Raw genomic sequence first — 18,368 nt, 5'->3', positions numbered from 1 at the left:
CGTTACGCCGAATGCACTGCCATGACCGTATTACGTTACCTGCAAGCCTACCCGCCGCACCTGCAAGAGCAGGTGCGCAAGATGATCGACAGCGACCGCCTGGGCGAGTACCTGCAGCGCCGCTACCCCGGGCGCCATGATGTGCAAAGCGACAAGGCGCTGTACGGCTATGCCCAGGAGCTGCGCCAGCAGTACCTGCGCAGTGCGCCGGGCCTGGACAAGGTGTTGTTCGATAGCCGGCTCGACCTGACCCACCGCGCGCTCGGCCTGAACACCGCGGTGTCGCGGGTGCAGGGCGGCAAGCTCAAGGCCAAAAAGGAAATCCGTATTGCCTCGCTGTTCAAGGAGGCCGCACCGCAGTTCTTGCGCATGATCGTGGTGCATGAGCTGGCGCACTTGCGCGAGCGCGACCACAACAAGGCCTTCTACCAGCTCTGCCAGCACATGGAGCCCGATTATCACCAACTGGAATTCGACCTGCGCGTCTACCTGACCTACCGGGAACTGCCGGGCAACCTCTGAGGAACATGCAGCATGGACGTGAGCAAGACCAAAAGCAGCTTCTACCGGCGCCTGTACGTAGCCTGGCTGATCGACAGCCGCACCGCGACCAGCGTGCCGGCCCTGGTGGAAGCCACCGGTATGCCGCGGCGCACCGCCCAGGACACCATCGCCGCGCTGGCCGACCTGGACATCGTTTGCGAGTTCGAGCAACAGGAAGGCGCGCGCAACCACGCCGGGCATTACCGTATTCGTGACTGGGGCGCGGTCGACAAACAGTGGATCAGCCAGCATCTGCGACAGGTCCGCGACGTGCTGGGTTACCCTTGAGGCCAAAAATAGAGGCAAAATGACACTATTGGCCGCTGCCCCCGGCAGTGCGTTTGTGTAACCTCACCCGCAGTGTGTGCCCTCCATGGCAAAAGGACATAAGCATGCGGCCACTGCTTTGTGCGCTGGGAGTACTGGCAATCTTGCTGGCAACACCTGCCCTGGGCCAGGGCAAGCTGCGCCTGGTGGCGGATAAATGGCCCCCGTTCACCGATGTAGACCTGCCAGGCGGTGGCTTGGCGACCAGCATCGTCACCACGGCGCTGGCCCGTGCCGGCTACGCCAGCAGCTATGAGGAGGTGCCCTGGGCGCGGGCGCTGCAGGGCGTTGCGCAAGGGCGCTACGACGTGTTGATCGATGCCTGGTACAACGAGGCGCGCGCCAGCATCGGGCAGTTCTCCACGCCATACCTGACCAACCGTATCCGCTTGCTGCAGCGAAAAGGCCAGGCGATACGCTACCGGCAACAGTCGGACCTTTACCCCTACACCATCGCTGTCGTGCGTGATTACGCCTATTCCCCTGGGTTCGACGGCGATCCGCGCCTGCACAAGGTGGCGGTGCGCACCTTTTCCTCGGCACTGCGCATGGTCGCAGCAGGGCGAGTAGACCTGGCGGTGGAAGACGAGTACGTTGCCCGCTACAACCTGCAGCGTGAACCGCAGCAGGTGCGTGACGAGGTGGTGCTGGTTGAGCCGCCGCTGGGGGAGAACACCCTGCATATCCTGGTCAGCCTGAAGCACCCGGAGCGTGCGCGGATTGTCGAGCGGTTCGAGCAGGCGATCGCAGCGATGAGGGCCGATGGCAGCTATGCCCGGCTGCTGCGCCAGCATGGCTTTTGAGCTTGGGTGGCGTTACCGGCCTCTTCGTGGGTAAAGGCCGGGTCAGGCCTCAGCCCGGGTTGCCTTCCTTGATCAGGTGCGCGGCCAAGGTCCGCAATGGCCCCAACTGCCGGCAGATCAGCGCCAGTTGTGTCTGCACCAGCCGTTGATGTTCATCCAGCTCATCCGGCATCTGCTCCAGGGCGTTGGCCAGCGCTTCTTCGGCATCGCTGTGAATGGCCACGGGCAGCCGCGCTGCCAGGCCGTTGGCGATTTCGTCCAGGCTGCTGGCCAGGCTTTGCCCGGCACCTTCGATCAACTGTTCCTGGGCCTGGGCCGGCAATGCCGTATCGCGGTGCGCGCCCAGCCCCGAGAGGTAGCTGAGCAGGGTGTGCGACAGCACCAGGAACCGGAAGCCGACATCGGCCTCCTTACGGAAATGCCCCGGCTCCATCAGCATGTTGGCCAGGGTGGTGGACAGCGCCGCGTCGGCGTTGTGGGCATTGCGCCGGGCCAGGCGGTAGGCCAGGTCGTCGCGCTTGCCGTGGGCATACTGCTGCATGATCTGGCGCAAGTACACGCTGGCACAGGCCAGGGTATTGGCCAGCGCCTTGTTCAGGCGCCGCCCCTGCCAGTCAGGCAGGAACAGGAACACCGCAAGGATGGCAATCAGGCTGCCCACCAGGGTATCGAACAGGCGCGGCAGGAACAGGCCGTAGCCGTCGCCGATCTGGTTGAAGCAGAACAGTACCATCAGCGTGATCGCGGCCGTGGCCAGGGTGTAGCGGGTCGTGCGGTTGACGAAGAACACCACCCCGGCAACTACGGCGAACAGCGACTGGATGAGCGGGTTGGGGAACAGGTCGAACAAGGCCCAGCCAACGGTCAGGCCAATGGCCGTGCCGAAAATGCGCTGCACCAGCTTGCGCCGGGTCGCACCGTAGTTGGGCTGGCAGACGAACAGGGTGGTGAGGATGATCCAATAGCCTTGGGTGGGGTGGATCAGGTGCACCATGCCGTAGCCGATCGACAGCGCCAAGGGCAGGCGCAAGGCATGCCGGAACAGCAGCGACGTGGGTGTCAGCTGGGTACGTAGGCGGGTCCACACGTCTTTGAGCGAGCGTGGCGAGCGGTCGAGCAGGCTGCTGTCACTGGCGTCGGCCAGGCTGTCGGGGTTGCTCGCGGCACTGAGCAGGCGGTCGAGCGTGGCCAGGTTGGCGGCCAGGGCCCGCAGCGAGCGCAACAGGCCGCGCCAGGCCGGGTTGTTTTGCAGGCGCAGGTGCTCCAGCGCAGCGTTGAGGTCTTCGAGGGCCTCGGGATAACCGCTGGCCAGCACGAAAGGCTGGCGCAGGCGGATCGAACGGGCCAGCTCCTGGCAGGACGCGCCCTGTTTGCGCAGCAGGCGCTGACAGCGGAACATCACGTCACTGTGGAAGAACGTTTCGGTCAGGGCGTTGTAGGGGTAATGCGAGGCACTGACCCGCTCGTGGATGTCCTGGGCCAGGAAATACAGCTTCAGGTAGCGGCTGACCTTGGAGTTTGGCTGGCCGTTGCCGACCCGGTGCAGGATGATTTCCTTGGCCGCGTTCAGGGCTGCCACCACCTTGCCATTCTGCTGGGCCAGGGCCAGGCGTGTGGCTTCGACGTCGAGGGTGCGCACCGGCTCGAACAGGCTGGCCTTGAGTTTCAGGTAGCTGCCCAGCTCGAAGAACAGCTTGGCCAGGCTCTGCTGGACCGGCTGGTTGGAAAACAGCGCCTGCCACAATACCGATAACAGCCCGTACCAGGCCGCGCCCGCCACCAGCAGCATGGGCTCGTGCCAGAAATCCGTGACCTGGCCGCCGCGCTGGTCTACGCCGATCATGGTGTACACCGCGGTGATCAGGGTTGCCGAGGCAATGGCCCCGTAGCGTTCGCCCAGTGCGCCGAGCATGGTGAGGCTGAACGCTGCCAGGGCCAGGGCGATGGCGAAGAACCAAGGGTAGGGGAACAGCAGTTCGACCGCCAGCGCAGCAATGGCGAAACACACCAGGGTGACGACCAGGGCGCTGAGGCGGCCCTGCCAGCTGTCGTCGGTTTCGGCCAGCGCGCTGGCGATGATGCCGAGGAACAGCGGGATCAGCAGGGCCATCTCGTTCTGGTACCAGCACAGGGCCAGGCTGCCGGTGAGGGCGATGGTGACCCGGATGCTATAGCTGAACTTGTCTTGGCCCCACAGGCGACGCAGTGACTGACGGAACGAGCTCGATGACATGTTGGCCTGCTAGGCAGTGATCAGAGGAATACCTTTCAGAACCGGTTACTGGGGCCGCTTTGCGGCCCTTCGCGGGCGCGCCCGCTCCCACAGGTACTGCACAAAACCCCGTGGGAGCGGGCATGCCCGCGAAGGGGCGCGAAGCGGCCCAGATTCCGGCGCTGGGCACGGGCCAGCAAGAAGCGTTCCGTGCTGCTGAATGGATTCTACTCTACACGAACTGCGCTGCGGCGTTGGCCGATGCCCAGGCCCACTGGAAATTGAAACCACCCAGGTGGCCGGTGACATCCAGCACTTCCCCAATAAAGTACAGCCCGGGGCTTTTCAGCGACTCCATGGTCTTGGACGACACTTCGCGGGTATCCACGCCGCCCAGGGTCACTTCGGCGGTGCGGTAGCCCTCGGTGCCCGCAGGCACCACCTGCCAGTTGGCCAGCTTCTCGGCAATCTGCGCCAGTTCTGCGGGGGTGTACTGCTTCATGGGACGGGACTCGAACCACTGCTCGGCCAGCAGGTTGGCCAGCTTGCGGGTGAACACTTCGCCCAGCACGGTCTTCAGTTCGGCATTGGCGCGCTCGGTTTGCATCTGCTGCAGCCAGGTGAGTGCATCGCGGTCGGGCAACAGGTTGATCTCGACAGTGTCACCGGCTTCCCAGAACGACGAGATCTGCAGGATTGCCGGGCCACTCAGGCCACGGTGGGTGAACAGCAGGTTTTCGCGGAAGCTGGTGCCGTTGCAGGTGGCCGTGCAATCAAGCGAAGTGCCGGACAGCTCGCTGCACAATGCCTTGAGTTGTGGCTCGGTGATGGTGAACGGCACCAGCCCGGCGCGGGTCGGCAGCAGGGTGTGGCCAAACTGGCGCGCGACCTGGTAGCCGAACCCGGTGGCGCCCAGGGTCGGGATCGACAGGCCACCGGTGGCGATCACCAGTGACTGGCAGGCGAACTGCCCGCCGCTGGACTGCAGCAGGTAGCCGCTTTCGGTTCTTTCGATCTGTTCGATGCTGGTGTGCATGCGGATTTCGGCACCGGCCTCGTCGCATTCGGCCAGCAGCATGTCGAGGATGTCGCTGGCCTTGTTGTCGCAGAACAACTGGCCGAGCTTCTTCTCGTGGTACGCCACGCCGTGCTTGCACACCAGCTCGATGAAGTCCCATTGCGTGTAGCGGGCCAGCGCGGATTTGCAGAAATGGGCGTTGTGCGAGAGGAAGTTGGCCGGTTCGGTGTACATATTGGTGAAGTTGCAGCGCCCGCCGCCAGACATGAGGATCTTCTTGCCTGGCTTGTTGGCGTGGTCGAGCAACAGTACCCGGCGGCCGCGGCGGGCGCTGAGCTGGGCGCACATCAGGCCGGCGGCGCCGGCGCCGAGGATGATCACGTCGGTGGAGTGCACGGTGTTACCTCATGGATAGCCGGGGCCGCTGTGCGGCCCATCGCAGGCAAGCCAGCTCCCACAGGTACTGCACAAGCCTGAAGGCCTGTGGTGATCCTGTGAGAGCTGGCGTGCCTGCGATGGGCTGCAAAGCAGCCCCAAAAATGTCAGACGATGCGGACTTTCAGGGACCGGCCCTTGATCTTGCCGCTGTTCAAGCGCTGCATGGCCTGCTTGGCGAGCGCCCGCTCCACCGCCACAAACGCCTGGAAGTCGAAGATCGCGATCTTGCCCACCTGCTTGCCCGGGATCCCGGCATCACCGGTCAACGCCCCGAGAATGTCGCCCGGGCGCAGCTTGTCCTTGCGCCCGGCGGCGATGCACAGGGTGCTCATCACCGGCAGCAGCGGCTCGCCACCCTTGTTCTTCAGGCTGTCGAGCTGGTCCCAGCGCAGCGGGCTCTTCTGCAGTTGCTCGATGGCCTGGGCGCGGTGGCCTTCTGCCGGGGCAACCAGGCTCACCGCCAGGCCCTTCTCGCCAGCGCGGCCAGTACGGCCCACGCGGTGCACGTGGATTTCCGCATCGCGCGCCAGCTCGACGTTGATGACCATGTCCAGGCCATCGATGTCCAGGCCGCGCGCGGCCACATCGGTGGCCACCAGCACCGAGCTGCTGCGGTTGGCGAACATGGTCAGAACCTGGTCGCGGTCGCGCTGCTCCAGGTCGCCGTGCAGCGCCTGGGCGACGATACCCTTGGCGGTCAGGTGCGCAACCACGTCTTCGCACTGCTGCTTGGTGAAGCAGAACGCCACGCACGACTGCGGGCGATAGTGGCCCAGCACACGGGTCACCGCCTCCAGGCGCTGCTCTGGGTCGATCTCGATGAAGCGCTGCTCGATCTGGTTGTCGGTGTGCAGGCTCTCGACTTTCACTTGCTGCGGGTTACGCATGAAGTCGGCGGCCAGTTGCTTGATGCCGGCCGGGTAGGTGGCCGAGAACAGCAGGGTCTGGCGGCGCGATGGGGTTTTGCCGATGATGCTGGCAATGGCATCGAAAAAGCCCATGTCGAGCATGCGGTCGGCTTCGTCGAGCACCAGGGTGTTCAGGCCATCGAGTACCAGTGTGCCTTTGTCCAGGTGCTGCTGGATGCGCCCAGGCGTACCGACGATGATGTGCGCACCGTGCTCCAGCGAGGCGATCTGCGGGCCCAGCGAGACACCACCGCACAGGGTCAGGATCTTGATGTTGTCCTCGGCGCGGGCCAGGCGGCGCAGTTCCTTGGCGACCTGGTCGGCCAGTTCGCGGGTCGGGCACAGCACCAGGGCCTGGCAGCCGAAGTAACGCGGGTTGATCGGGTTCAGCAGGCCGATGCCGAAGGCGGCGGTCTTGCCGCTGCCGGTCTTGGCCTGGGCAATCAGGTCCTGGCCCTTGAGGATGACCGGCAGGCTCTGGGCCTGGATCGGTGTCATCGCGGCATAGCCAAGGGCGTCCAGGTTGGCCAGCATGGCAGTGGACAGCGGCAAGGTGGCAAAGGCGGTGGATTCGGTGGTCACGAGGCGGGCCTGCGGTGCGAAGCTAAAAATGCCGCATAGTCTACCAGCCTCGTGGCCATTCGCCCTAAGACTCCATGTGGTGTTCCGGACGACGGGCACGCCTTCCGTCCGTCGGTGCCAGCTGCAGGAAGATCGCCGCCGCCAGCATGGCCATCACGCCGATGGTGACAAAGGTCAGCTGGAAGGCGCCCAATGTGGTGTCCACACCTTCGGCACTGCCGGCGGCGGTGAAGCCGCCAAGCAGGGCGCCGGCGCAGGCCACGCCCAGGCTCAGCGCCAGCTGCGCGACCACCGATAGCAGGCTGTTGCCGCTGCTGGCGCTGGCATCGTCGAGGTCGATCAGGGTTACCGTGTTCATTGCCGTGAACTGCATCGAGTTGACCGCGCCCAGCAGCCCCAGCTGGATCAGCAGCACGGCATAGGACGTCTGCTCGTCAACCAGCCCAAGGCTGGCCAGCAGCAGGCCCAGCAGCAAGGTATTGCTGGTCAGGATGATGCGGTAGCCGAAGCGTTCGATCAGCGGCCTGGCAAGGGATTTGGCCACCATTGCCGCCGCCGCCAGCGGGATCATGCTCATGCCGGCCTGGGCCGGCGAATAGCCCAGTGCGACTTGCAGCAGCAATGGCACCAGGAATGGCAGGGCGCCGCTGCCCAGGCGCGCGAACAGGTTGCCCAGGATACCAATGGCGAAGGTGCGCACGCGGAACAGGCTGGGCGAGAACAGCGGCTCGGGGTCGCGCCCGGCGCGCAGCCAGTAGGCGGCCAGGCACGCCATGCCGGCAAACAGCAGCAGCATCACCCGCAGGTGCGGCAGGTGCAGCTCGCCGAGCCCCTCCATGGCAATGGTGATCAGCACCATCGCGGCGCCGAACAGCAGGAAGCCAGGGGTATCGAAGCGGGTGCGTTCAGCGCCGCGCAGGTCGGGGATGAACTTCCAGACGGCGTAGCAGCCCAGCAGGCCGACAGGCAGGTTGAGCAGGAAAATCCAGTGCCAGCTGAGGATCTCCACCAGCCATCCGCCCACCGTCGGACCCAGCAGTGGCCCGAGCAGGCCGGGGATGGTAATGAAGCTCATGATGCGTACCAGCTCGCTGCGCGGGTAGGCGCGCAACACCACCAGCCGCCCGACCGGCAGCATCAGGGCGCCGCCCAGGCCCTGCACCACACGGGCGAAAATCAGGAAGCCGAGGCTGTTGGCGGCGGCGCATAGCAGCGAACCAAAGCTGAACAGCAGGATGGCGCTGAAGAAGATGCGCTTGGTACCGAAGCGGTCGGCGATCCAGCCCGAGGCGGGTATCAGCAGGGCCACCGTGAGCATGTAGGCAATGATTACGCCCTGCATCCGCAGCGGGTCTTCGGCCAGCGAGCGGGCCATGGCCGGCAGCGCGGTGTTGAGGATGGTGCCGTCCAGGGACTGCATGAAGAAGGCGATGGCGACCACCCAGGGGATCCAGCGGGCGATGGCGGGGTCTAGCGGGGTGCGTTCGGGCATGACTTCCTCGTTTGTCAGTGCCGGCCTCTTCGCGGCTAAAGGGCCGGCAAGTCCAATCACAATGTCAGGGTCAGGCCTTTGACCAGCGCACCCGGCAAATGACTCGACCCGGTGCTGCGCTGTCCATAGGTGCTGGTCGACAGGATCATCTCGCGCTCCTGGGTCAGGTCCTCCAGTTGGCTACCGAGCAAACTGTACAGGCTGTCATCGAAGCGCATGGTGCTCACCGGCCCCTGGATCTGCCCGTTCTCTACCCAGAAGGTGGCGAACCGGGTCAGCCCGGTCATGCGCGCTGCTGGCAAGTCCGAGTAGTTGAGGTACCACAGGTTGCTGATGTACAGCCCAGTGCCCAGCCGCTGCAAGACCTCGTCCATGGGCAGGCCACCCGGTGCCAGGCTGAGTGCGCAGGGCGACTCGTAACTGTCGGCGCCGTTGGCCAGCAGCTTGAATTCGGCGGCGCTGCGCGCGCTGATCAGCCGTTGCGCCGCCCGGCCTTGCTGGATCAGCGGCACATCCAGGCGCGGTGAGCCTTCGTCGGAAAACGCCGGGCTCAGCGAGCCGCTGACCTGCTCGGTGAAACTCACCAGCGGGCTCAGCCGTGCATCGCCGTTGTACAGGCGCTGCAAGGCGCTATTGCCGGTGGCCAGCGCTTGGGCGGAAAAACCGCCCCAGCACAGCATGCCGGCGATTTCGTCCATCGCCGCCGGGGCCAGGTAGGCACGGTAGCTGCCGGGTTCGAGGGTGACCGCCGGGCGCCCGAGGAAGCCCAACTGCTCCCGCGCCTGGCGCAGGCGCGCGGTGAAGTCGTCGGGGTTCCACACCTGGCCGGCGTAGTTGGCCTTCACCGCCTGGCCATTTTCGTGGAACAGGCTCCAGTCGAAGTTGAAGCTGTTGGCCTGGTGCCAGCCGAAGGCACCGAACGAGCTGGCGAAGCCCCGGCAGACCGGGCCCGCGGCATAAATGCCGACCAGGTCCAGGTCACCCGCTTCGCGGTCGAGCAACACCAGCACATCGCTGAGTTCAGGTAGTGGCTGCTGTTGCTGGCTGTGGCTGTGCCAGGCGCTTTCGTCCAGGCGCAGGTAAGGGTCGACGGCCAGCAGTGGCAGGGTCTGGCGCAGTTGCGCCAGGGCATCCGCCAAGCGTTGGCGGTCTAGTTGCGCATCGCCACTCAAGGTCACCTGCTGTTCGGCCTGGCGACCGTCGCGGATCAGCCGCAGCTGCGCGCTGGCCTGGCTGACATGCCCGGCCTGGCGCACCTTGGCGTAGTTGAAGCGCACGAACTGGGACTGCTCGGCGCTGTAGCCAAGGGTAAACTGCTCGCCACTTTCCAGGGCGGCGCGCACCTCCCCGGCCAGGGTTTCAAAAGCGTGTTTCATAAGGCGTCGCCTCCGAATACGTCGATCTGGCGGAACACGCAGGCCGGCGAGGCGTGGCCCACGCGCACCACCTGGTTGGGTTCGCCCTTGCCGCAGTTGGGCGTGCCCAGTACCTGGAAGGTGCTGCGGTCGCCGACCGCTGCCAGGTTGCGCCAGAACTGTGCGGAGATGCCCCGGTAGTTGGGGTTCTTGACGATGCCCTTGAGCTCGCCGTTCTCGATCAGTTGGCCCCATTCGCAGCCGAACTGGAACTTGTTGCGCGCGTCGTCGATGGACCAGGACCGGTTGGTCCGCATCAGGATGCCGTGCTCGATGCCCGCGATCAGTTGTTCGAGGGAGTGCTCGCCCGGCTCGATGTTGAGGTTGGCCATGCGGTCGATCGGCGCGCGGTTCCAGCCACAGGCGCGGCTGTTGGCCACACCGTCCAGGCCGGAGCGGAACTGCGATAGCGCGCCGCCCAGCGGGCGCAGCAGCAGGCCGTCGCGGATCAGGAACTGCTTGCTGGCCGGAGTGCCGTCATCATCGAAGCTGTAGCTGGCCAGCTCTTCGCCGATGGTCGGGTCGAAAGTCACGTTCAGCAGGCTGGAACCGTACTGCAGGTAGCCGAAGTCACTGGCTTTGACGAAGCTGGTGCCCGCGTAGTTACGCTCGTCGCCGAGGATGCGGTCCATCTCCAGCGGGTGGCCGATCGATTCGTGAATCTGCAGCATCATCTGGTCGGGCATCAACAGCAGGTCGCGCGGGCCACTGGGCGTATTAGGGGCCAGCAGCAACTGCAGGGCCTCGTCGGCGACCCGGCTGGCGGCGCCCACCAGGCCACAACGCTCAACGATCTCGTAACCGCCTTGCTGGCCGAAATTGTCGCGGCCCAGGCTGCGGCTCTGGCTGTCCTGGCCGTTGCTGGCAGTTACCCCCAGCCCCGGGAACAGAAAGCGCTGGGCATGGCGCAGCTCGGCGCCGGCTGAGTTCAGGTAGGTCTGCTCGACCAGGCTCAGGCCCAGACTGGCCTGCCAGTCCACCAGGCGGCTGTCCTTGGGTACGCTGGCTGATTCCGCGGCGAGCAAGCCAAGGCAGTCGGCCAGGCTGGGCACGGGCTGGTCGAAGTTGGGCGAGATGTGGTCGTGGCGGGCGCTGGGCACGGGTTGCCCGCGCAGATCCAGCAGACTATGCCGGGCGATCTGCCGGGCCAGGGCTTCGGCCTGCTCCAGGGCGCGCTGCAGGCCGGCCTGCGACAGATCGGCGGTGGCCGCATAGGCCTCCACGCCATTGACCCGTACGGTGAGCATCGCGCCCTCGTCCTGGCTGAACGAGGGTGGCTCGGCCACATTGCGGCGAACCGAAAGCGCCTGGTGCGACTGTTTCACATGGCGCAGGGAAAACAACTCGGCCTTGCTGCGCAGCGCGGCAAAGCGCTGGCGCAGCAGGGCGCTGGAATCGAACATGTGCAAGCCTCCGTGTACACGGTGGCTCCCCCTAGAACCACTCGTCCTGCATCGCGAGGCAAGTGTTGTCGCGCGCCTCGAGCAATGCCAGCTCATTATGGCAGCCTGGTACTTCCCAGGTCAGGAAATAACGGGCGGCCTGCAGCTTGCCGAGGTAAAAGTCGCGCTCGCCAGCGTCGGCCTTGAGCAGCCCAAGTTCGGCGTGGACTGCCTGTTCCAGCCACCGCCAGCCGATTACACAGTGGCCGAAGGCCTTCAGGTACAGGGCCGAGTTGGCCAGGGCCCCGGTGACTTTACCCTGGGCCAGGTCACCGAGCAGGGTCAGGGTGACCCCTTGCAGGCGATTGACCAGCTGCTCCAGTGGCTGGCGCAGCGGGTCGAGGTTGGGGTGGTGGCTTGCGCGCTCGCCGGTGGCGGCGATTCGGCGAAGCAGTTGCTTGAGGCCGGCGCCATTGTTCTGCGCCAGCTTGCGGCCGAGCAGGTCGAGCGACTGGATGCCCTCGGTGCCTTCGTGGATCGGGTTCAGGCGATTGTCGCGGTAGTACTGCTCCACCGGGTATTCGCGGGTATAGCCGTGGCCGCCGAGAATCTGGATCGCCAGTTCGTTGGCCTTGAGGCAGAACGCCGAGGGCCAGGACTTGACGATCGGGGTCAGCAGATCGAGCAGTTCCTGCGCCTCGTTGCGGGCGCTCTCATCACTGCCGGTCTGCGTGTCGTCGAACAGGCGCGCGGCGTACAGGCCAAGGTCGAAGGCGCCTTCGACGTAGGCTTTCTGCGCCAGCAGCATGCGTTTCACATCGGTGTGCTGAATGATCGGCACCGCGCTGCTGTGCGGGTCCTTGTTGTCCGGCAGGCGGCCCTGCGGGCGCTGGCGGGCGTATTCCAGCGAATACAGGTAGCCGGCATAACCCAGCATCACCGCGCCCATGCCGACGCCAATACGCGCTTCGTTCATCATCTGGAACATGCAGGCCAGGCCTTGATGCGGCTGGCCGACCAGATAGCCGACGCACTGGCCGTTGTCACCGAAGTTGAGCGCCGTGGAGGTGGTGCCGCGCCAGCCCATCTTGTGGAACAGCCCGGCCAGCAGCACATCGTTGCGCGGACCGCAGCTGCCGTCGGGGTTGACGTGGTACTTGGGCACGATGAACAGCGAGATGCCCTTCACCCCAGGCGGGGCGTCCGGCAGCTTGGCCAGTACCATGTGCACGATGTTTTCCGACAGCTCGTGGTCGCCGCCGGAGATGAAGATCTTGTTGCCCTTGAGCCGATAGCTGCCGTCGCCGGCAGGTTCAGCGCGGGTGCGGATATCGGCCAGCGACGAGCCGGCGTGGGGTTCGGTCAGGGCCATGGTGCCGAAGAAGCGCCCGTCGATCATCGGCTGCAGGAACAGGCGCTTCTGCTCCTGGGTGCCGAAGCTTTCGATCAGGTTGGCCGCGCCCATGGTCAGGAACGGGTAGGCTGTGGTGCCGGCGTTGGCGGCCTGGAAGTGCGCGAAGCACGCTTGCGAGACCAGGCTGGGCAGTTGCATACCACCTGCGTCGTAGTCGCGGTTGGCGTTGAGGAAACCGGCCTCCAGGAACGCGTCGACGGCGGGTTTCACCTCGGGGATCAGCTCGGCGCGGCCGTTGACGTAGCGCGGCTCGTTTTCATCGGCTTTGCGGTTGTGCGGGGCGAAGAACTTCTCGGCGATGGTGCGCGCGGTGGTCAGCGCGGCGTCGAAGGTTTCGCGGCTGTGTTCGGCGAAGCGTGGGCGCTGGGTGAGGGCTTCGGCGTCGAGGACTTCGTAGAGTTCGAAGGCGAGGTTGCGGGGGCTGAGCAGGGTCTCGGGCATGGGGGCGGTCCTTGAGCGGGCTTGAGGCGAGTCTAGGATCGGCCGAATAAGACTGGCTACCATGATCGATTCAGATGATGTTCAGTCACAGATCCTCGTATTTGGAGCGTCTGATGTTGATTGACGGGGGAAGGGGCTGGGTAGAGTGAGCGTCAACGGAACCAGATTCTCGCAGCAAGCATTCCAGCACCTACGAGATCAAAAGGCATGCAGCTATCAGTCTTGGTACCTACGTGCGTCGCAGAAATTTCCTACGTCCAAAGTGATCTCTGTACTGGTGTGGCATTAGCCGTAGGGTTGTAAGTCAGCGGTGGGTACCGTTGGGCGAAAATGAGCGAAGTTTCGCCAGGCTGTCGGTATCTGGTGGCTTTGGCGTAACTCTGAGTCGCGCATCTTGGAAAGATAGTGTGGCACCTGCTCGGTCACGGATGCCCGCTTTGTTCGCCGCAGCAGCTTCGGCGCCTGTAAGACCGAGCGCCGCCCGCGCGGCGCATCGCGAGCTGGCGCTCGCTCCTACGTTTGTTTCGGGCCAATCATTCCTGTGGGATTTGCGCGCGAACGCTTTGGCGCATGGCTTGATATTGTGTCGTATGAACAAGGCGGTCGCGCACGCCTGTCACAGGCCTCACTGGCCCGAAACAAACGTAGGAGCGAGCGCCAGCTCGCGATGCGCCGCGCGGGCGGCGCTCGGTCTCACAGGCGCTGAAAATGTTCCTACGTTTGTTTCGGGCCAATCATTCCTGTGGGATTTGTGCGCGAACGCTTTGGCGCATGGCTTGATATTGTGTCGTATGAACAAGGCGGTCGCGCACGCCTGCTCGGTCACGGATGCCCGCTTTGTTCGCCGCAGCAGCTTCGGCGCCTGTAAGACCGAGCGCCGCCCGCGCGGCGCATCGCGAGCTGGCGCTGAAAATGTTCCTACGTTTGTTTCGGGCCAATCATTCCTGTGGGATTTGTGCGCGAACGCTTTGGCGCATGGCTTGATATTGTGTCGTATGAACAAGGCGGTCGCGCACGCCTGTCACAGGCCTCACTGGCCCGAAACAAACGTAGGAGCGAGCGCCAGCTCGCGATGCGCCGCGCGGGCGGCGCTCGATCTCACAGGCGCTGAAAATGTTCCTACGTTTGTTTCGGGCCAATCATTCCTGTGGGATTTGCGCGCGAACGCTTTGGCGCATGGCTTGATATTGTGTCGTATGAACAAGGCGGTCGCGCACGCCTGTCACAGGCCTCACTGGCCCGAAACAAACGTAGGAGCGAGCGCCAGCTCGCGATGCGCCGCGCGGGCGGCGCTCGATCTCACAGGCGCTGAAAATGTTGTGTCGGTCACCTGTCAGCCCGCCCCCAATCTCAAGGCGGACACCCATAAAAAAAGGAGAGCCAAAGCTCTCCCTTTCCCTCAACAACCCTCAGCCTCAGCCAATCGTCATCAAGCTGGCGTTACCACCGGCCGCCGCAGTATTCACACTAACCGCGCGCTCAATCACCAGCCGCTCCAGCGCAATCTGATGATCCCCGCTGGACAACCCGTGCACACCCACGATCGCCCCGCCACGCTTGGCCACCTGCTGGCAAACGCCACGCAGCTGGTCCGAGTCGCCATGGTGGATCACGGCGTCGAACGCCACTTCATCCTTGTTCCAGTCCGCCACCAGCTTCACCTTGGCCTGCAACTCACGCGGCAGGCGCGCGCGCAAGGCCTTGCCCGGTTCGCTGTCAGCCCACACCGCCGAGCTGCCAACAGCCAGCACCGCGGCGAGCTGCGCCAGCAGGTCGGTTTCATTATCCGCCAGGCACAGCACATGCTCGCGCGGCAGGATGGTGTAGCTGTTGCGCTCACCGGTCGGGCCTGGCAGCAGGCGGGCGATGCCGCTCTGCGACTGGCCAGCGAACTGGTCGCACAGCGCGGCCAGGTCGGCCAGCTGATTGCTCTCGGCCCAGGCCTTCAAACCGTGCAGCGGCTTCACCAGTTGCTCATGCAGGGTACGGTCCGGCTTGCCTTCGCCATCCTGTTGCTGGAAGTGGCGGCCAATCGCGTCGGCCGGGCGGGTCGACAGCAGGCGATACAGGTACAGCGGGCCGCCGGCTTTCGGGCCGGTACCAGACAGGCCTTCACCACCGAAGGGCTGCACGCCTACCACGGCGCCAACGATGTTGCGGTTGACGTACATGTTGCCGGCGTTGGCGGTTTCCACCACCTTGGCGATGGTCTCGTCGATGCGTGTGTGCACGCCGAGGGTCAGGCCATAGCCGGAGTTGTTGATCTGCTCGATCAACTGGTCGAGGTTGCGGCGGTTGTAGCGCACCACGTGCAGCACTGGGCCGAAGATTTCACGCTTCAGCTCGTCGAAGCTGTCCAGCTCGATCAGGGTTGGCATGACGAAGGTGCCGCGCTTGATCTCGGCAGCATCGGCGATCGCGACCTGGTAGACCGAGCGGCCTTTTTCACGCATGCCCTGGATGTGCTTCTCGATACCGGCCTTGGCTTCGGCGTCGATCACCGGGCCAATGTCCACTGCCAGGCGGTCCGGGCAGCCCAGGCGGCTTTCAGCCATGGCCCCCTTGAGCATTTCGATCACGCGGTCGGCGGAGTCTTCCTGCAGGCACAGCACACGCAGGGCCGAGCAACGCTGGCCGGCACTGTCGAAAGCCGACGATACCACGTCGATCACCACTTGCTCGGTGAGTGCAGAAGAGTCGACGATCATGGCGTTCTGGCCACCGGTTTCGGCGATCAGCGGGATCGGCCGCCCCTGGTTGTCCAGGCGGCCGGCGACGTTGCGCTGCAGCAGGCGCGCGACTTCGGTGGAACCAGTGAACATCACGCCTTTGACCCGCTCGTCACCAACCAGGCCGGCACCCACGGTTTCACCGCGCCCTGGCAGCAACTGCAGTACACCTTCCGGAATGCCGGCTTCCAGTAACAGGCGCACGGCCTGCGCGGCGATCAGTGGGGTCTGTTCGGCAGGCTTGGCCAGTACCGGGTTGCCGGCAGCCAGGGCTGCGGCCACCTGGCCGGTGAAAATCGCCAGCGGGAAGTTCCATGGGCTGATGCAGACCACCGGCCCCAGCGGGCGGTGCGCGTCATTGCTGAAGTCGTTGCGGGCCTGCACCGCGTAGTAGCGCAGGAAGTCCACCGCCTCGCGCACTTCGGCGATGGCGTTGGCAAAGGTCTTGCCGGCTTCGCGAATCAGCAGCCCCATCAACGGCTGGATTTCTGCCTCCATCAGGTCGGCGGTACGCTCCAGAATCGCGGCGCGCTCTGCCGGCGGGGTGGCCTGCCAGATCGGCGCCGCGTTGATGGCGCACTGGATGGCATTGTCCACGTCGGCGACCGTGGCTTCCTGCACATGGCCTACCACATCGCGGTGGTCTGCCGGGTTCAGCACCGCTACCGCAGCCGCTTCACTGGCGGGGCAGGCCAGCAGCGGGGCGGCTTTCCAGTCATTGTGAGCGGTGGCCAGCATGGCGCAGGACAGCGAAGCCAGGCGGTGCTCGTTGGCCATGTCGATACCGGCCGAGTTGGCCCGTTCGCTGCCATACAGGTCACGCGGCAATGGGATGCGCGGGTGCGGCAGGCCGATGCTGCCCTCCTGGGTGCCCATGCGTTCGATGCTGGCGACCGGGTCGGCGACCAGTTCCTGGATCGAGATCGAGTGGTCGGCAATGCGGTTGACGAACGAGGTGTTGGCGCCGTTTTCCAGCAGGCGACGCACCAGGTAGGCCAGCAACGTTTCGTGGGTGCCCACCGGAGCATAGACGCGGCATGGGCGGTTCAGCTTGCCATCGGCCAGCTTGCCGACCACCTGCTCGTACAGGGGCTCGCCCATGCCGTGCAGGCACTGGAACTCGTACTGGCCCGGGTAATAGTTCTGCCCGGCAATATGGTAGATGGCCGACAGGGTGTGGGCGTTGTGGGTGGCGAATTGCGGGTAGATGGCCTCGGGTACGGCCAGCAGCTTGCGTGCGCAGGCCACGTAGGACACGTCGGTGTACACCTTGCGCGTGTATACCGGGTAGCCCTCCAGCCCCTCGACCTGGGCGCGCTTGATCTCGCTGTCCCAGTAGGCACCTTTGACCAGGCGGATCATCAGGCGGTGGCGGCTGCGCTTGGCCAGGTCGATAACGTAGTCGATCACGTACGGGCAGCGCTTCTGGTAGGCCTGGATGACGAAGCCGATGCCGTTCCAGCCAGCCAGCGCCGGCTCGAAGCACAGGCGCTCGAGCAGGTCCAGCGACAGCTCCAGGCGGTCGGCCTCCTCGGCGTCGATGTTCAGGCCGATGTCGTATTGCTTGGCCAGCAAGGTCAGCGACAGCAGGCGCGGGTACAGCTCTTCCATCACCCGCTCGTACTGGGCCCGGCTGTAGCGCGGGTGCAGCGCCGACAGCTTGATCGAGATGCCTGGGCCTTCATAGATGCCGCGGCCATGCGAAGCCTTGCCGATCGAGTGGATGGCCTGCTCGTAGGACGCCAGGTATTTCTGCGCGTCGTGCTCGGTGAGGGCGGCCTCGCCGAGCATGTCGTAGGAATAACGGAAGCCCTTGGCCTCGAAACGGCTGGCATTGGCCAGGGCTTCGGCAATGGTTTCGCCCGTGACGAACTGCTCGCCCATCAGGCGCATGGCCATGTCGACACCCTTGCGGATCATCGGCTCGCCGCTCTTGCCGATGATGCGGGTGAGCGAGGAGGTGAGGCCGGCTTCGTTGTGCGTGCTGACCAGCTTGCCGGTCAGCAGCAGGCCCCAGGTGGCGGCGTTGACGAACAGCGACGGGCTGTTGCCCAGGTGCGGCTGCCAGTTGCCGTTGCTGATCTTGTCGCGGATCAGTGCGTCACGGGTGCCCTTGTCGGGGATGCGCAGCAGGGCTTCGGCCAGGCACATCAGGGCCACGCCTTCCTGCGAAGACAGCGAGAACTCCTGCAGCAGGCCCTGAACGATGCCCGCCCGGCCGCCGGCGCTTTTCTGGTTGCGCAGTTTCTCGGCAATGCCGGCGGCCAGCTTGTTGGTCGCCTCGGCCAGCGGTGCGCTGAGGCGCGCCTGTTCCAGCAACATCGGTACCACTTCCTGCTCGGGGCGGCGGTATGCGGCGGTAATGGCCGAGCGCAGTACCGACTGGGGCAGGATGCTCTCGGCGAATTCCAGGAAGCACTGGTGACCATGGTCAGGCTGGACCTCGCCGGCGTCATCGGCCAGGCTGCCGGCATGGCCGTTGAGGTCGTTCAGGGTCGCGCCACCCTCGAGCTTCTCCAGGTAATTGAAGATCGCCTGCTTGATCAACCAGTGCGGCGTGCGGTCTATCGACTGCGCTGCTGCCTTGAGTCGCTCACGGGTAGGGTCATCGAGTTTGACCCCAAGGGTGGTCGTCGCCATTTCTTATCCTCGTTATTGCCACGG

At 64.9% G+C, this 18,368-nt stretch carries 11 protein-coding genes; 3 read left to right on the top strand and 8 right to left on the bottom strand.

Annotated features, from left to right (window positions below; genetic code table 11):
* Nucleotides 1-21: 21 nt before the first annotated feature.
* The 3 genes from AACG97_RS25695 to AACG97_RS25685 all read left to right on the top strand — a co-directional run bounded on the left by AACG97_RS25695 (nt 22) and on the right by AACG97_RS25685 (nt 1,673).
* Nucleotides 22-522 (top strand): M48 metallopeptidase family protein, encoded by a 501-nt coding sequence (locus AACG97_RS25695; protein ID WP_009681371.1) that lies wholly within the window; start codon nt 22-24, stop codon nt 520-522.
* A gap of 12 nt (nt 523-534) precedes the next feature.
* Nucleotides 535-831: a winged helix-turn-helix domain-containing protein gene (locus tag AACG97_RS25690; RefSeq protein ID WP_009681370.1), complete on the top strand. Its 297-nt coding sequence runs from the start codon at nt 535-537 to the stop codon at nt 829-831.
* 104 nt (nt 832-935) lie between these two features.
* On the top strand, nt 936-1,673 hold the full coding sequence (locus AACG97_RS25685) for a substrate-binding periplasmic protein (protein WP_197886134.1): 738 nt from the start codon (nt 936-938) through the stop codon (nt 1,671-1,673).
* A 49-nt stretch (nt 1,674-1,722) separates the two neighbouring features.
* On the opposite strand, the gene yccS is transcribed toward AACG97_RS25685, so the two are convergent.
* From yccS to putA, 8 genes are all read right to left on the bottom strand, one after another.
* Nucleotides 1,723-3,906 carry a YccS family putative transporter gene (yccS, locus tag AACG97_RS25680; RefSeq protein WP_197886133.1) on the bottom strand — a complete coding sequence of 728 codons (2,184 nt, stop codon included), beginning with the start codon at nt 3,904-3,906 and terminating at the stop codon, nt 1,723-1,725.
* A gap of 211 nt (nt 3,907-4,117) precedes the next feature.
* On the bottom strand, nt 4,118-5,299 hold the full coding sequence (locus AACG97_RS25675) for an NAD(P)/FAD-dependent oxidoreductase (RefSeq protein WP_232554972.1): 1,182 nt from the start codon (nt 5,297-5,299) through the stop codon (nt 4,118-4,120).
* Nucleotides 5,300-5,445: 146 nt separating this feature from the next.
* Complete coding sequence (gene dbpA / locus AACG97_RS25670) at nt 5,446-6,783, bottom strand: ATP-dependent RNA helicase DbpA (protein WP_232108669.1); 1,338 nt, start codon at nt 6,781-6,783, stop codon at nt 5,446-5,448.
* Between the two features lie 112 nt (nt 6,784-6,895).
* Nucleotides 6,896-8,323 carry a multidrug transporter subunit MdtD gene (gene mdtD, locus AACG97_RS25665; RefSeq protein WP_197885122.1) on the bottom strand — a complete coding sequence of 476 codons (1,428 nt, stop codon included), beginning with the start codon at nt 8,321-8,323 and terminating at the stop codon, nt 6,896-6,898.
* 56 nt (nt 8,324-8,379) lie between these two features.
* The gene (locus AACG97_RS25660; protein WP_225786368.1) at nt 8,380-9,699 is read right to left on the bottom strand and encodes a TldD/PmbA family protein; all 1,320 of its coding nucleotides are present in this window, start codon (nt 9,697-9,699) and stop codon (nt 8,380-8,382) included.
* The gene (locus AACG97_RS25655) at nt 9,696-11,141 is read right to left on the bottom strand and encodes a TldD/PmbA family protein (protein WP_009681361.1); all 1,446 of its coding nucleotides are present in this window, start codon (nt 11,139-11,141) and stop codon (nt 9,696-9,698) included. The genes AACG97_RS25660 and AACG97_RS25655 overlap by 4 nt, the downstream gene beginning before the upstream one ends.
* Nucleotides 11,142-11,172: 31 nt before the next feature.
* Complete coding sequence (locus tag AACG97_RS25650) at nt 11,173-12,975, bottom strand: acyl-CoA dehydrogenase (RefSeq protein WP_054881920.1); 1,803 nt, start codon at nt 12,973-12,975, stop codon at nt 11,173-11,175.
* A gap of 1,415 nt (nt 12,976-14,390) precedes the next feature.
* On the bottom strand, nt 14,391-18,344 hold the full coding sequence (gene putA, locus AACG97_RS25645) for a trifunctional transcriptional regulator/proline dehydrogenase/L-glutamate gamma-semialdehyde dehydrogenase (RefSeq protein WP_115294906.1): 3,954 nt from the start codon (nt 18,342-18,344) through the stop codon (nt 14,391-14,393).
* Nucleotides 18,345-18,368: the final 24 nt, after the last annotated feature.

The organism is Pseudomonas sp. Nvir, assembly GCF_963778085.1.
In the GTDB taxonomy this organism is placed as follows: Bacteria; Pseudomonadota; Gammaproteobacteria; order Pseudomonadales; family Pseudomonadaceae; genus Aquipseudomonas; species Aquipseudomonas juntendi.
This window is presented reverse-complemented; position numbering and strand designations above follow the sequence as displayed.

Bases quoted from the DNA above. Each gene is read 5' to 3' on its own strand.
- AACG97_RS25650 (WP_054881920.1), bottom strand. From the start codon at position 12,975: ATGCCCGAGACCCTGCTCAGCCCCCGCAACCTCGCCTTCGAACTCTAC.
- AACG97_RS25655 (WP_009681361.1), bottom strand. From the start codon at position 11,141: ATGTTCGATTCCAGCGCCCTGCTGCGCCAGCGCTTTGCCGCGCTGCGC.
- AACG97_RS25690 (WP_009681370.1), top strand. From the start codon at position 535: ATGGACGTGAGCAAGACCAAAAGCAGCTTCTACCGGCGCCTGTACGTA.
- yccS (WP_197886133.1), bottom strand. From the start codon at position 3,906: ATGTCATCGAGCTCGTTCCGTCAGTCACTGCGTCGCCTGTGGGGCCAA.
- dbpA (WP_232108669.1), bottom strand. From the start codon at position 6,783: ATGCTGGCCAACCTGGACGCCCTTGGCTATGCCGCGATGACACCGATC.
- mdtD (WP_197885122.1), bottom strand. From the start codon at position 8,323: ATGCCCGAACGCACCCCGCTAGACCCCGCCATCGCCCGCTGGATCCCC.
- AACG97_RS25660 (WP_225786368.1), bottom strand. From the start codon at position 9,699: ATGAAACACGCTTTTGAAACCCTGGCCGGGGAGGTGCGCGCCGCCCTG.
- putA (WP_115294906.1), bottom strand. From the start codon at position 18,344: ATGGCGACGACCACCCTTGGGGTCAAACTCGATGACCCTACCCGTGAG.
- AACG97_RS25685 (WP_197886134.1), top strand. From the start codon at position 936: ATGCGGCCACTGCTTTGTGCGCTGGGAGTACTGGCAATCTTGCTGGCA.
- AACG97_RS25695 (WP_009681371.1), top strand. From the start codon at position 22: ATGACCGTATTACGTTACCTGCAAGCCTACCCGCCGCACCTGCAAGAG.